12 protein-coding genes are annotated in these 14,200 nt (G+C 68.0%); 9 read left to right on the forward strand and 3 right to left on the reverse strand.

Annotation, left to right across the window (positions count from 1 at the left end; genetic code table 11):
* Positions 1 to 7 precede the first annotated feature (7 nt).
* Positions 8 to 1,864, reverse strand: a complete 1,857-nt coding sequence (locus AB4Z27_RS27305) for a phosphoenolpyruvate carboxykinase (GTP) (RefSeq protein ID WP_441645749.1) — start codon at positions 1,862 to 1,864, stop codon at positions 8 to 10.
* Between the two features lie 569 nt (positions 1,865 to 2,433).
* Between AB4Z27_RS27305 and AB4Z27_RS27310 the strand changes: the two genes are divergently transcribed.
* The 5 genes from AB4Z27_RS27310 to AB4Z27_RS27330 all read left to right on the forward strand — a co-directional run bounded on the left by AB4Z27_RS27310 (position 2,434) and on the right by AB4Z27_RS27330 (position 10,196).
* Positions 2,434 to 3,447 (forward strand): D-2-hydroxyacid dehydrogenase family protein, encoded by a 1,014-nt coding sequence (locus tag AB4Z27_RS27310; protein ID WP_092291026.1) that lies wholly within the window; start codon positions 2,434 to 2,436, stop codon positions 3,445 to 3,447.
* A gap of 140 nt (positions 3,448 to 3,587) precedes the next feature.
* Positions 3,588 to 4,748, forward strand: a complete 1,161-nt coding sequence (locus AB4Z27_RS27315) for an MFS transporter (RefSeq protein ID WP_441645750.1) — start codon at positions 3,588 to 3,590, stop codon at positions 4,746 to 4,748.
* Positions 4,749 to 4,823: 75 nt separating this feature from the next.
* Positions 4,824 to 5,468 carry an MOSC domain-containing protein gene (locus AB4Z27_RS27320; RefSeq protein ID WP_092291030.1) on the forward strand — a complete coding sequence of 215 codons (645 nt, stop codon included), beginning with the start codon at positions 4,824 to 4,826 and terminating at the stop codon, positions 5,466 to 5,468.
* Between the two features lie 273 nt (positions 5,469 to 5,741).
* Entirely contained in the window at positions 5,742 to 6,977 is a 1,236-nt protein-coding gene (locus tag AB4Z27_RS27325; protein ID WP_441645751.1) for an efflux RND transporter periplasmic adaptor subunit, read from the forward strand.
* A gap of 3 nt (positions 6,978 to 6,980) precedes the next feature.
* On the forward strand, positions 6,981 to 10,196 hold the full coding sequence (locus AB4Z27_RS27330; RefSeq protein WP_092291034.1) for an efflux RND transporter permease subunit: 3,216 nt from the start codon (positions 6,981 to 6,983) through the stop codon (positions 10,194 to 10,196).
* Positions 10,197 to 10,201: 5 nt separating this feature from the next.
* Here the strand turns inward: AB4Z27_RS27330 and AB4Z27_RS27335 are convergent, their stop codons facing one another.
* A complete protein-coding gene (locus tag AB4Z27_RS27335; protein WP_441591568.1) occupies positions 10,202 to 11,101 on the reverse strand; it encodes a LysR family transcriptional regulator in 900 nt (299 codons plus the stop codon).
* Between the two features lie 90 nt (positions 11,102 to 11,191).
* Here AB4Z27_RS27335 and AB4Z27_RS27340 point away from each other — a divergent pair, with 90 nt between their 5' ends.
* The 4 genes from AB4Z27_RS27340 (at position 11,192) to AB4Z27_RS27355 (ending at position 13,761) form a co-directional block, all read left to right on the forward strand.
* Positions 11,192 to 11,968, forward strand: a complete 777-nt coding sequence (locus AB4Z27_RS27340) for an NAD(P)H-dependent oxidoreductase (RefSeq protein WP_441645752.1) — start codon at positions 11,192 to 11,194, stop codon at positions 11,966 to 11,968.
* A 124-nt stretch (positions 11,969 to 12,092) separates the two neighbouring features.
* Positions 12,093 to 12,593, forward strand: coding sequence for a MotA/TolQ/ExbB proton channel family protein (locus AB4Z27_RS27345; RefSeq protein WP_255370693.1), 501 nt, complete (start codon positions 12,093 to 12,095; stop codon positions 12,591 to 12,593).
* Entirely contained in the window at positions 12,590 to 12,937 is a 348-nt protein-coding gene (locus AB4Z27_RS27350; protein WP_092291040.1) for a DUF2149 domain-containing protein, read from the forward strand. Before AB4Z27_RS27345 ends, AB4Z27_RS27350 begins: the two co-directional genes overlap by 4 nt.
* Positions 12,934 to 13,761 (forward strand): ChaN family lipoprotein, encoded by an 828-nt coding sequence (locus AB4Z27_RS27355; protein WP_255370694.1) that lies wholly within the window; start codon positions 12,934 to 12,936, stop codon positions 13,759 to 13,761. The genes AB4Z27_RS27350 and AB4Z27_RS27355 overlap by 4 nt, the downstream gene beginning before the upstream one ends.
* 133 nt (positions 13,762 to 13,894) lie before the next feature.
* On the opposite strand, the gene AB4Z27_RS27360 is transcribed toward AB4Z27_RS27355, so the two are convergent.
* A partial coding sequence (locus AB4Z27_RS27360; RefSeq protein ID WP_441645753.1) for a hypothetical protein occupies positions 13,895 to 14,200 on the reverse strand: 306 nt, incomplete at its 5' end.

A 14,200-nucleotide genomic window follows, 5' to 3' on the forward strand; every position in this document is an offset into this window, starting at 1 on the left:
TCAGGCTTCAGGCTGCCAGCCGCTTGGCCAGCTTGTCCTTCGTTTCCACCAAATCCTGCGGCAGGTTGTGCTGCAGCTGGGTGAACAGTTCGTCGTGCAGCGCCAGTTCCTGCTGCCAGGCGGCGTGGTCGATCGAGGTGACTTGCTGGAATTGCGCTTCCGAGAAGTCCACGCCGCTCCAGTTCAGGTCCGCGTAGCGGGGCGAGGTGCCGAAGACGTGCTCGGCGCCCTGGCCGCGGCCTTCCACGCGGTCGATCATCCACGACAGGACGCGCATGTTCTCGCCGAAGCCCGGCCAGACGAAGTTGCCGTCGGCGTCCTTGCGGAACCAGTTCACGCAGTAGAACTTCGGCAGCTTGGCGCCGGCGGCTTCGAGCTTCTTGCCGAGTGCCAGCCAGTGGCCGAAGTAGTCGCTCATGTTGTAGCCGCAGAACGGCAGCATGGCGAACGGGTCGCGGCGCACCACGCCTTGCTGGCCAGCGGCCGCGGCGGTGGTTTCGGAGCCCATCGTGGCGGCCATGTAGACGCCTTCGGTCCAGTTGCGGGCCTCGGTCACCAGCGGCACCGTGGTGCTGCGGCGGCCGCCGAAGATGAASGCATCGATGGCCACGCCGGCCGGGTTGTCCCAGTTCTCGTCGATCGACGGGCACTGCGAGGCCGGCGCCGTGAAGCGCGCGTTCGGGTGGGCCGCCTTGGCGCCGGTTTCGCGGGCGATGGCCGGCGTCCAGTCCYTGCCCTGCCAGTCGACCAGGTGCGCCGGGGCTTCCTTGGTCATGCCTTCCCACCACACGTCGCCGTCATCGGTCAGCGCCACGTTGGTGAAGATCACGTTCTCCTTGAGCGTGGCCATGGCGTTGAAGTTGGTCTTCTCGCTCGTGCCCGGGGCCACGCCGAAGTAGCCGGCTTCCGGGTTGATGGCRTAGAGACGGCCGTCCTGGCCCGGCTTGATCCAGGCGATGTCGTCGCCGATGGTGGTGACCTTCCAGCCCTCGAAGCCCTTGGGCGGGATCAGCATGGCGAAGTTGGTCTTGCCGCAGGCCGACGGGAACGCGGCGGCCACGTGGTACTTCTTGCCCTCGGGCGAGGTCACGCCGAGGATCAGCATGTGCTCGGCCAGCCAGCCTTCGTCGCGGCCCATGGTCGAGGCGATGCGCAGYGCRAAGCACTTCTTGCCSAGCAGCGCGTTGCCGCCGTAGCCGGAGCCGAACGACCAGATCTCGCGGGTTTCGGGGAAGTGGACGATGTACTTGGTCGGGTTGCACGGCCACGGCACGTCCTTCTCGCCAGCGGCGAGCGGCTTGCCGACCGTGTGCACGCACGGCACGAACTCGCCGTCGGCGCCCAGCACGTCATACACGGCGCGGCCCATGCGGGTCATGATGCGCATGTTGACGGCCACGTACGGGGAATCGGACAGTTCCACGCCGATATGGGCGATCGGCGAGCCCAGCGGGCCCATCGAGAACGGCACCACATACAGCGTGCGGCCGCGCATGCAGCCATCGAACAGGCCGGACAGCGTCTGGCGCATYTCACGCGGGGCAGTCCAGTTGTTGGTCGGGCCGGCGTCCTCTTTCTTCTCGGAGCAGATGAAGGTGCGATCCTCCACGCGCGCCACATCGGACGGATCGGACAGTGCCAGGAAGGAGTTCTTGCGCTTGGCGGGGTTCAGGCGGCGCATGGTACCGGCAGCGACCATCTGTTCGCACAGGCGGTCGTACTCCTCCTGGGAACCGTCGCACCAATAGATGCTGTCCGGTTTGGTCAGTGTGGCGATGTCGGTAACCCATGCGACCAGTTTCTGGTTCTTGACCCAGGACGGCACGTTCAGTGCCGGGGTGCCTTGCATTGTGGGGTGGTTCATACAGCTACTCCAAAGCGAGAAAGAAACCTTGGCAAAGCCCTGCCGGGTACCGTGTCAGGCTCCCGGGGCGGCGCCGTCCATAGCGTGAGGGAATGAGAGGCCCGGTGCGCCATGTTCGACATGGGGCACTCGGGCACGCAATCGTCACATCCCGTTACAACTACGCAACAAGCAAATCCGCCCAAGGGTCGCAGCGGTCCCTGCGGCTGCGCTACAGTTGCGCTTCGCCCGCATATGGCGGGCGGCAGGGGCCGGTCGGGCTTTGTCCGGCGGCGCGGGGCGATGGGCGGGAGCGTGGCTCTACCGTCGCATCCGGCCCGCCGCGTCGCAGAAGCGGGCAAGGATACCACCGCAAACTCCGCCTGTTTTTTGCTGCGCAACATTGTGCCGAGGCATCCGGCGCCCCGTTTTGGCGGGTCGGCAAGGGCGCACGCGGATGCGGAACGAGCCATGTCTGGGTTCAATGTTGCGTCAGGTCGGCCCACAATACTGTCGGGCGCGCGCTGATTCTGTTGCCGTGCGCACCAAGCCGCCGCCCCGATGTCGCTCCTCAAGCCAAAGAGTCACCGATGAAGATTGCCGTTCTCGACGATTACCAGGACGCGGTGCGCAAGCTGCCGTGCTTCGCCCTGCTGGAAGGCCACGACGTCAAGGTGTTCAACAACACCGTCAAGGGCGTGGGCCAGCTGGCCGCGCGCCTCTCCGATGTGGAAGCCGTGGTCCTGATCCGCGAGCGCACCCGTGTGACGCGTCAGTTACTTGAAAAGCTGCCGCGCCTGAAGATCATCAGCCAGACCGGCCGCGCCGGCGGCCATGTGGATATCGACGCYTGCACCGACCGCGGCGTGGCYGTGCTCCAGGGCGTGGGCTCGCCAGTGGCCCCGGCCGAACTGACCTGGGCGCTGATCATGGCGGCCCAGCGCCGCATTCCCCAGTACGTGGCCAGCCTGAAGCATGGCGCCTGGCAGCAGTCGGGGCTGAAATCGACGACGATGCCGCCCAACTTCGGCCTGGGCCAGGTGCTGCGCGGCCAGACGCTGGGTGTCTGGGGCTACGGCAAGATCGGCCGGCTCCTGGCCGGCTATGGGCGGGCGTTCGGCATGAACGTGCTGGTCTGGGGCCGCGAGGCCTCCCAGCAGGCTGCGCGTGAGGACGGGCTGAACGTGGCCGCGTCCGCCGAGCAGTTGTTTGCCGAGAGCGACGTGCTGTCGCTCCATCTGCGCCTGAACGACGAGACGCGCGGCATCGTCAAGCTGGCCGACCTGCAGCGCATGAAGCCCACGGCGCTGTTCGTCAACACCAGCCGGGCCGAGCTGATCGAGGATGGCGCGCTGGTCGCCGCGCTGAACCGGGGCCGCCCCGGCATGGCGGCCGTGGACGTATTCGAGTCCGAGCCGATCCTGCAGGGCCACGCGCTGCTGCGCATGGAGAACTGCATCTGCACGCCGCACCTGGGCTATGTGGAGCGCGACAGCTACGAGCTGTACTTCCGCACCGCGTTCCAGAACATCCTCGACGTGCTGGACGGCAATCACGAAAGCGTGGCCAATCCCAAGGCGCTGACGCCCACCCTGTCGCGCTAAGTTATTAGACAGTGCGGCCGGGGGCCGCAGCCCCCATGGAGACGCTCGGCGAGCGTCTCCTTCCCCACATTGGCGCCGGTCCGGATTGCGCCAAAGCCGCTACACTCGGGGCAATCTGTCGCCCCATCCCCCTAAATTTCATGGATCCCAGGCTCCTGGCGCTGTGCGTCGGCAACTTCGTCATCGGCACCGGCGCGATGATCGTCACCGGCATGCTCAACGACATTGCCGCCGATTTCGCGCTCAGCGCCGCCACGGCCGGTCAGCTGATCTCGGTGTTCGCCATCGCCACCTGCGTGGGCGCGCCGCTGTTCGCCACGATCGGCTCCCGCATCGACCGCCGCCTGCTGCTGGCCGGGGCGCTGCTGGTCTACGGGGCGATGCACCTCGCCGCCGCGTTGGCGCCCAGCTTCGCCATGCTGATGGCGATCCGCTTCGTCACGGCCATCGGCGCCGCCATCTACACCCCGCAGGCCGCCGCCACGCTGCCGCTGCTGGTGGATGCCCGCACGCGCGGGCGGGCCATCAGCTTTGTCTTTCTGGGCTGGAGCGTGGCCAGCGTGGTGGGCGTGCCGCTAGGCACCTTCATCTCCAGCACGCTGGGCTGGCGCGTCAGCATGGGGCTGGTGGGCGGGCTGTCGCTGATCGTGTCGATGGCGGTCTGGCGCGCGTTGCCGGCCGGGCTCCAGGTGGCGCCGGTGGGCCGCAAGGCGTGGGCGGCCGTGCTGCGCCACAAGCCGATCATGCTGGTGGTGACCACCACGATGATCCAGTCGGCCGGCATGTTCACGATGTTTACCTACATCGCCCCGCTGATGCGGGACCGCTTCGGTATCAGCGGCGGCGCGCTGAGCCTGATGTTCCTGGCCTACGGGATCTGCGGCGTGACCGGCAACGTGGTGGCCGCCGCGCGCATGGACCGCGTGACGCCGAGCCGCATCGTGCAGGTGGCGCTGACCACCTCGCTGGCCGCCATGCTGCTGTGGCCGCTGGCCGGCTGGCATGTTGGCGCGCTGGTGGCGCTGTTCATGCTCTGGGGCGTGGGCGGGTTCGCCACCAACAGCGCCCAGCAGGCCCGGCTGGTGCTGCTGGGGCCGGACCAGGCCGCGGCGTCCATCTCGCTCAATTCCTCTTCGATTTACCTGGGCCAGGCGCTGGGCGCCATGGCCGGGGCGGCCATCTATACCTTGGCCGGGCCCGATGCGCTGCACTGGGGTGCGGCGGTGCTGATCGCGCTCGGACTGGCGATTTCGCAGCGGGCGCGGGCGCTCGGCTGCCACTGGACACCGCGCAGCGCGTAGCAGATGTCGTAGCAGTCCCAAAGCAGCGCGGGACCACGAGCCCGCGCGGCCCCGCACACGCAAGGAGGGCGTACCGTGGCCGAGACCGATCCCCGTCCCAACCCAGCCGCCTCGGGCGGTGGCGCCACCGGCCGCGTGCTGGCCGTCAATGTCGGCATCCGCCTGCCGCTGGTGGTGGCCGGGGCCGGCACCGAAGCCGTGGTGCTCTCCGCCATCCGCAAGCATCCGCTCAGTACGCTGCATCATCCGATTGCCGTCGGCGTGCACCTGCGCGGGCTGGCCGGCGACGAGCAGGCCGACCTGACCGTTCACGGCGGGCGGGACCGGGCGGTCTATGCGTACCCGATCGAGCATTACACCTGGTGGAACGCGCGCCGCCGCGAGGCCGGTGTCGAAGAGGCCGAGCGCCCGCTGGCCTTCGGCGCCATGGGCGAGAACCTGACCCTGCAGGGGCTGCTCGAATCCGCCCTGTGGATAGGTGACCAGCTGCGCGTGGGCGAGGTGGAACTGGTGGTGCGCGCACCGCGCCAGCCCTGCTACAAGCTCAACGCCATCCTCGGCTATGCCCAGGCGGTGCGCGACATGGTGCGCAGCGGCTATTCGGGCGTGTACCTGAGCGTGGCCACGCCGGGGGTGATCCGGGCCGGCGATGCCGCCGTGGTGATCCCGGGGCCGCGTGAAGTGTCGGTGGAAAACATCAATCGGCGCACCAATCCGTAACGAAATCGACGTTCCACCCCCTTCCAGCGTTAGTCCGGAGTGGCCCGACCGTGCTTTTCTGCTAATGTTTTAAGTCAGATACAAGCGTCTTCGGGCCAGATCTCCCTCCCCCGGCCCGCCTATCCCCTATTGGCGCTGTAACAGGTTGTAATACGACGCGCTGGCCTGAAAAGCCAAGGCGCGGTACTAGTAGTGGTTTGCGCGGGCAAACCGGTTCCAAGAAGCCGGTGCCGGGGAGCGGGCGCGCGCCATGCGGTGTTTGAGGGTCCTCACATGAAAACAGACGGGATCGACCGGCCCAAGGGCTTCGTCGATGGCAACTGGAGCGCGTCCACCAGCACGGGGCGCGGCCGCACTTCGCCCTGGATCGCCATCGTGGCGGTGATCGTCATTGCCGGGGCGGGCTGGTTTGGCTACAAGACGTGGTTCGCGCCCAAGCCGGCGGCCAAGGGCCCGACCGCCACGGCGGTGGCCACGGCCATCGTCCAGCAGGGCGATGTACCGCTGGAAGTCACCGCCAACGGCACCGTCACGGCCATGCAGACCGTGGAGGTGCGGCCGCAGGTGTCCAGCACCGTCCAGACCGTGCATATCAAGGAAGGCCAGACTGTGAAGCCGGGCGATTTGCTGTTCTCGCTCGACACCCGCATGGACGAGGCAAACCTGGCCAAGGCCCGCGCCCAGTTGATGCGCGACCAGGCCGACCTGTCCGATGCCCGCCGCACGCTCTCGCGCAGCCAGGAGCTGCTGGAGCGCAATTTCGTCTCCAAGAGCGCCGTGGATACGGCCCAGGCCAAGCTGGACGGCTTCGAGGCCACCATCCGCGCCGACCAGGCCGCGATCGAGGCCAGCCGCGTGGCCATCAGCTACGGCGCCATCCGCGCGACGATTGGCGGCCGCACCGGCGTGATCAACGTCTTCCCGGGCTCGCTCGTCACCCCCGCCACGGTGACGCCGATGGTGACCGTGGCGCAGATCTCGCCGGTTACCGTCAGCTTCACGCTGCCCGAGCGCCAGCTCGCCGCGCTGCGCGAGGCGCTGCACGCYGGCCCGGTCGAGGTGACCGCCGTGCCCAACGACGGCAACAAGGCCCCCGTGACCGGCAAGATCACCTTCGTCGACAACACCGTGGACCCGCAGTACGGCAGCATCCGCGTGAAGGCGATGTTCGACAATCAGGCGCAGCGGCTCTGGCCGGGCACCTACGCCAACGTCAGCGCCACGGTGCAGGTGCTTCGGGGCGCCCTCAGCGTGCCGCCGCAGGCCGTCATCACCGGCCCGGAAGGCCGCTTCGTCTACACCGTGGGCGCGGACCACACCGTGACGCGCGTGCCGGTGACCGTGGTGGCCACCACCGCCGCCGCCGCCGTGGTCGAGGGCGTGCAGCCCGGCGCCCGCGTGGTGACCGAGGGCGCGCAGAACCTGCGCCCCGGCGCGCTGGTGCGCGAGGCCCGCCCGCGCGACGCCTCATCCCCGGCTGCCCCGGCGGCCGTGGCAGACAAGCACTAGACCATGACGCTGTCCGAACTCTGTATCCGCCGGCCCGTCATGACGGTGCTGCTGTGCCTGGCCGTCATCGTGACGGGCATCGTGCTGTATCCGACGATTCCCATCGCGGCGCTGCCCAGCTTCAACTCGCCGGTGATCCAGGTCACGGCGACGCTGCCCGGGGCGAGCCCCGAGACCATGGCCGCCTCGGTGGCCACGCAGCTGGAGAAGCAGTTCGCCACGATTCCRGGCGTCACCGTCATCAGTTCGTCCAACACGCTGGGCAACTCCAGCATCACGATCGAGTTCAACAGCGACCGCAACATCGACGATGCGGCCGTGGACGTGCAGGCGGCGCTGTTCCGCGCCCAGCGTTCGCTGCCGATCGAGATGACCGTGCCGCCGTCCTACCGCAAGGTGAACCCGGCCGATGCGCCGGTGCTGCTGCTGGCGATCAACTCGCCCGCGATGAGCCTGGCGGAGCTGAACGCGTTCGGCGACAACCTGATTTCCCCGACGCTGGCCACGCTGCCCGGCGTGGCGCAGGTGCAGATCTTCGGCCAGAAGCGCTTTTCGGTGCGCGTGCGCGCCCACCCGGACGCGCTGGCGGCGCGCGGGCTCACGCTCGACGAGCTGGCCACCGCGCTGAACCGCGCCAACGCCAATACGCCGGTCGGCACGCTGGACGGCGCACGCCAGACCCTGACCATCCAGGCCAATCGGCAGATGACCAGCGCCGAGGCGTTCCGCAACATCATCGTGGCCAGCCAGCCGAGCGGCGCCGTGGTGCGGCTCTCGGACGTGGCCGATGTGGAAGACGGCGTCGAGACCATCAAGACCGGTAGCTGGCTCAACAACGAGCGCTCCATCGTGCTGGCCGTGCTGCGCCAGCCGGACGCCAACACCGTGGCCGTGGTGGATGCCATCAAGGCCGCCCTGCCCCGCCTGATCCAGCAGATGCCCGGTTCGGTCAGCGTGAACGTGGTGAACGACCGCTCGCGCTCCATCCGCGAGTCGATCCATGACGTGCAGTTCACGCTGGCGCTGACCGTGGGGCTGGTGGTGATGGTGATCTTCCTGTTCCTGCGCCGCGCCGCCGCCACGCTGATACCGACGGTGTCCCTGCCGATCTCGCTGATCGGCACGGTGGCGCTGATGAAGGCGTTCGGCTACAGCCTGGACAACGTCTCCCTGCTGGCCATCACGCTGGCGGTGGGCTTGGTGGTGGACGACGCCATCGTGATGCTTGAGAACATCGTGCGGCACATCGAGGAAGGCGTGCCGCCGCTCAAGGCCGCGCTGGTGGGCTCGCGCGAGATGGGCTTCACGATCCTGTCGATCTCGATCTCGCTGGTGGCCGTGTTCATCCCGATCTTCTTCATGCCGGGCGTGATCGGGCTGCTGTTCCACGAGTTCGCCGCAGTGGTGTCGCTGTCGATTCTGGTCTCGGCGGTGGTCTCGCTGACGCTGATCCCGATGCTCTGCGCGCGCTTTCTCTCGGCCGAGAACGTGCCGGTGGACGAGTCGCAGCACGCCTATGGCGACCATGGCGACCACGCCTCCGGTGCGGCCAGCGCCGCCGCGCCGCGCGTGCAGCAGAAGCAGACCATTGGCATGCGCAGCACGCAGTGGTTCGAGGACCTCTTCGAGTGGACGCTCCATAAGTACGCTACCGGCCTGGACTGGTGCCTGGCGCACCGGCGTTTCGTGCTCGGCGTGGCGGGGCTGACCTTCGTGCTGACCGCCGTGCTGTTCGTCAAGATTCCGAAGGGCTTCTTCCCCGAGGAAGACATYGGCCAGATCCAGGTCAACGCCGAAGGGCCGCAGGACATCTCSTTCGATGCCATGTCCGACCGCCTGCGCGATGCCGCCGAGCGGATCCGCGCCAATCCGGCGGTGAAGAGCGTGGTGGCGTCGATTGGCGGCGGCAATTCGCCGGCCATCAACACGGGCCGGATGTTCGTGGAACTGAAGCCGCTGGACGAGCGGCCGAAGATGCCGCAGGTGGTGGAGTCGCTGCGCAAGGACGTGTCCAGCGTGCCGGGGCTGGCGGTGTACTTCTCGCCGGTGCAGAACCTGCGGCTGGGCGGGCGCCAGAGCAAGAGCCGCTACCAGTACACGCTGCAGAGCGTGAAGGCGGGCCAGCTCCAGGAGTACAGCGACAAGATCATGGCCAAGATGCGCGCCGAGCCGATCTTCCGCGATGTGACGAGCGATTCCCAGCAATCGGGCCTGGAAGCGCAGCTGACCATCGACCGGGACAAGGCCAACGCGCTGGGCGTGCAGATGCAGGACGTGCGCACGGCGCTGTACACGGCGTTTGGCGAGCGGCAGGTGTCGACCATCTACACGCCGATCGACAATTACTACGTGATCCTGACCGCCGCCGATGTGGATCGCGTGGACGAGACGGCGTTCTCCAAGCTCTACGTGCGCAGCAAGACCGGGCAGATGGTGCCGGTGTCGGCGTTTGCCACGACCGAGCGCCGGGTGGGGCCGATTGCGGTGAACCACCAGGGGCAACTGCCGTCGGTGACGGTGTCGTTCAACCTCGCGCCGGGCGCGGCGCTGGGCGACGCTTCGGCCAAGATCGACCGCTACAAGCAGGAGATCGACATGCCGCCAGCCATCTTCACCAGCTGGGGCGGTGATGCGGCGGTGTTCCAGTCGTCGCAGGCCACGCAGGTGGTGCTGCTGGTGGCGGCTATTGCGGTGATCTATACGCTGCTGGGCGTGCTGTACGAGAGCTACATCCACCCGCTGACCATCCTGGCCGGGCTGCCGTCGGCGGCCATCGGCGCCTTGCTGACGCTGTTCCTGTTCAACGTGGAGTTGTCGCTGATCGCGACGATTGGCGTGCTGATGCTGATTGGCATCGTCAAGAAGAACGCGATCATGATGATCGACTTCGCGCTCGCGGCGCAGCGCGACCACGGCATGGCGCCGGCCAAGGCGATCCGGCAGGCCTGCCTGCTGCGCTTCCGGCCGATCATGATGACGACCTTCGCGGCCGTGATGGGCGCGCTGCCGCTGGCGCTGGGCCTGGGCGCCGGTGCCGAGCTGCGCCAGCCGCTGGGTCTGGCCGTGGTGGGCGGCCTGCTGTTCTCGCAGGTCATCACGCTGTTCATCACGCCGGTGATCTACCTCGCGCTCGACCGGTTCTCCGGCACGGGGCCGCTGCAGATCGATTCGGAAGGCAACCCGCTCGCGGAACGCGAGCCGGCGGCGGTCACGCACTGATCCTGCTAGACACTGGTGGCCTGCGCGATGCATTCGCGCAGCCACTGGTGCGCGGGGTCGCGATGGGCACGCTCGTGCCACAGCATCGACATCTCATAGCCGGGCACCTCCACCGGCGCCTCTACCACCTCCAGCGTTACCGTATCGCGCACCAGCCGCTCCGGCAGCATCGCCACGAGGTCCGTGCGCTCCAGCACCGCGCGCACGAACAGGAAGTGCGGCACCGATAACACCACGCGGCGCGTGGCGCCGGCCGCCGCCAGCGCGGTGTCGGTCACGCCGAAGAAGCCGCCGCCATCGGGCGACACCATCACATGCTCCAGTTCGGCAAACTGCGCCAGCGTGGGCCGCCGCTTCAGGCGCGGATGGCCGGCGCGGCCCACCAGCACGTAGCGCTCGGTGAACAGCGCGCGGCGGCGCAGGCCGGGCGGCGCGCCATCGGAGGTGTGGAAGGCGAGGTCGATCTCRCCCTGCTCCGCCTGCCGGGCGATGCTGGCCGGCACCATGTCGAGCACCGCCAGCCGCGTGCCCGGCGCCGCCGCGCGGATGGTGCTCAGCGCCGGCAGCACGATGGTCGATTCGCCATAGTCGGTGGCGGCCACGCGCCAGGTGTGGTCCGCCTGCGCGGGGTCGAACGGGCTGGACGGCGCCACGGCGGCTTCCAGCGCCGCCAGCGCCTGCCGCAGCGGCTCGCGCAAGGACTCGGCGCGGGCCGTGGGCCGCATGCCGCGCGGCCCGGGCAGCAACAGCGGATCGCCGAAGATCTCGCGCAGCTTGGCCAGATGCACGCTCACCGAGGGCTGCGAGTAATGCAGCCGCTCTGCCGCACGCGTGACGTTGTGCTCGGCCAGCAGCACATCGAGCGTCAGCAGCAGATTCAGGTCCAGACGCCTGAGATTAGTCATCGCAATACCTAGGATATTGGAAATTCATTTCCAATATACCGGACGGCCGTCCATCCTTGGGGCATCCCTTCCCATCGACAGAGACCCGCCATGAACGTGCTGATTGTCTACGCCCACCCCGAACCGACCTCGCTGAACGGTTCGCTCAAGGATTTTGCGATGCAGCGGCTCGCGGCCAACGGCCACGCGGTGCAGGTCTCGGACCTCTATGCGATGGGCTGGAAGCCGCAGCTCGACGCCGGCGACACGCTCGAGCGCGAGGCTGGTACGCCGTTCCATCCTTCGCTCGACTCGAAGCGCGCGTTCGAAGGCGGCTGGCAAAGCCCCGACATCGCCGCCGAGCAGGACAAGCTGCGCTGGGCCGACGCCGTGATCTTCCAGTTCCCGCTCTGGTGGTTCTCCATGCCGGCCATCATGAAAGGCTGGGTCGAGCGCGTGTACGCCTATGGCTTCGCCTACGGCGTGGGCGAGCACTCGGACGCGCGCTGGGGCGACCGCTACGGCGAAGGCTCGCTCAAGGGCAAGCGGGCGATGCTGCTGGTGACCACGGGCGGCTGGGACTCGCACTACAGCGCGCGCGGCATCAACGGGCCCATCGACGATTTGCTGTTCCCGATCCAGCACGGCGTGCTGTACTACCCCGGCTTCGACGTGCTGCCGCCCTTCGTCTCCTATCGCAGCGGGAAGATGGATGACGCGCGCTTCGCGTCGATCCGCGAGGCGCTGGGCGCACGGCTCGATACGCTGTTCGAGACGGCGCCGATCCCCTATCGCCCGCAGAACTCGGGGCAATACGAGATTCCGGCCCTGACGCTGCGCGACGAYATCGCGCCTGACCGCAAAGGCTTYGCCGCGCATATGGAATAGGAGGGCGCTTGGGRCCGGTGCCGGTACTATGCGTGGCTTGGCASCGGCGATCATTGGATAGYCATCGCCATGAAGAATCAACGTARTTAGATTTATCGCTTCATTATTCATCGCGACGATATTTATGACGCCCACCGTCCTCGAAACGCTGATGTATGACATCGGCCAGTTGTTCCTGTATCCCACGCTGGCCATGATCGGCCTGCTGTTTCTCTAYGCGTTCTGGGCGCTGGGCCAGTTCGCCATGCAGGCGTGGCTGCGCCGGCGGCATGGGATCGAATCGGGGCGCGGCTATCTGCTGGTGGCCTGGGCGCACGCCAACGGGGTCAGCCACCCGGACGCGCTGGACGTGGCCGCGCACCGGCTACTGGAGCGCCTGCGCATTGCCACCCGCGTGGCGCCGATGCTCGGGCTGGTGGCCACCATGATCCCGATGGGGCCGGCGTTGAAAAGCCTGTCCGGCGGCAACCTCGCCAATGTGGGCGAGAACCTGACCATCGCGTTCTCGGCGGTGATCCTGGCGCTGATCGCGGCGAGCATCACCTTCTGGGTGGTCAATGTGCGCCGCCGCTGGCTGGCCGAGGAACTGGTCTGGCTCGGCCAGGCGCGCGAGGCGGCCCGATGAGATTCCTGGACGAAAGCGAGGCCGACGACCCGATCCTGTCGGTCGTCAACCTGATCGACGTCTTCCTGGTGGTGATTGCCGCCCTGCTGGTGGCCATCGCCCAGAATCCGATGAACCCGTTCACGCACGACGACGTAACGGTCATCACCAACCCGGGCAAGCCCAATATGGAAATCGTGTCGCGGCAGGGGGAGAAGATCGTGCGCTATCAGGCCAGCGGGCAGGTGGGCAGCGGCGACGGCATCAAGGCCGGCGTGGCCTACCGGCTGAAGGATGGGTCGATGGTGTACGTGCCGGAGTCACAACAGGCGTCCCAACAAGCCACGTCCGGAGCGAAGCCATGATGCGCGCGACGATCCTTGGCATGGCGCTCGCGATGCTGGCCGGCTGCGCGACGCAGCCGCCGTCGCCGGCGGCCATCGGCGCCACCTTCCCCAGCCGCCAGTACGTGTTGCTGGGCGAGGTCCACGACAACGGCGCGGCGCAGGCGGCCCGSCTCCAGGCGCTGACCCGCGCCGTGGAAGCCGGCTGGCGGCCGGCGGTGGCGATGGAGCAGTTCGACCGCGAGCGGCAGGCCGACATCGACCGCGCCCGCAAGGAACGGCCGGGCGATGCCGACTACCTGATCGCCCAGGCCGGCAGCGCGGCCGGCTGGCAGTGGCCGCTGTACCGGCCCGTGGTGGCGCTGGCGCTCCAATATGACCTGCCGCTGCTGGCCGCGAACCTCTCGCGCGCCGATGCCGCGAAGATCGTCCGCGGCGGGCTCGGCGCGGTCTTCCCGCCGGACCAGCAGGCCGCGCTGGGGCTGGACAAGCCGCTGCCGATGGAAGTCGTGGCCGCGCAGACCGCGACGCTCGATGCCGGCCATTGCGGCAACTTCCCCAAGGCGATGCTGCCCGGCATGCTCAACGCCCAGGCCGCCCGCGACGCCGTAATGGCCCGCACGCTCGCCCCCTACGCCAGCCGCGGCGCGGTACTGATCGCCGGCAACGGCCACGTACGGCGCGACCTCGGCGTGCCCCGCTGGCTCCACGGCGACGCCGCAAAGGTGCTCAGCGTGGGCTATCTGGAGGACGGCAGCCGCGCCGAAGGCTTCGACGAGGTGGTGCGCGTGGCCCCCGTCGAGCGGAAGGATCCGTGCAAGGAGGCTGTGGCGAAGCCGCGGTAGGCGTTTGATTCGTGGCTGATCTCATCGGCCACGGTCCGCCGTCGATGAGGGCTGGCACCGCAGGCGGCACAACCAAGGCGAGCTAAGGCTGATATCGGTGTAGGAATCGGACAACTTTGGGTTAACTTGGGGCTCAATACACTTGTCGGTAGCGGAAGTAGCCGTTGGTTACGCGCCGGGGCTCCATGAGCCCACCCATCCGGAATCCGCATCGGGAGTCGTGGACGTAGTCGTCCATCAAGGTGCGAACCGCCGGGGGCACGGCGAGCGAATGGGTGGCATGCTCGAGCATGTGGCGAGTCTCGGCGTCCACGGGCTCGGTTACGTCATCCTGCAACACGCGCAGGACGGCAGCGCCGATGGGGTTAAGGGTGCCGACGAGGTCAGTCTGCGACGACCCGGCATGCTGCAAGCGGCGGCGCAGGGCCGTAATGTGCTC

The organism is Cupriavidus sp. KB_39 (assembly GCF_052114485.1).
Classification (GTDB): Bacteria; Pseudomonadota; Gammaproteobacteria; order Burkholderiales; family Burkholderiaceae; genus Cupriavidus.

Excerpts from the sequence above, each read along its gene's own strand:
- AB4Z27_RS27315 (WP_441645750.1), top strand. The coding sequence starts at position 3,588 with ATGGATCCCAGGCTCCTGGCGCTGTGCGTCGGCAACTTCGTCATCGGC.
- AB4Z27_RS27350 (WP_092291040.1), top strand. The coding sequence starts at position 12,590 with ATGAGATTCCTGGACGAAAGCGAGGCCGACGACCCGATCCTGTCGGTC.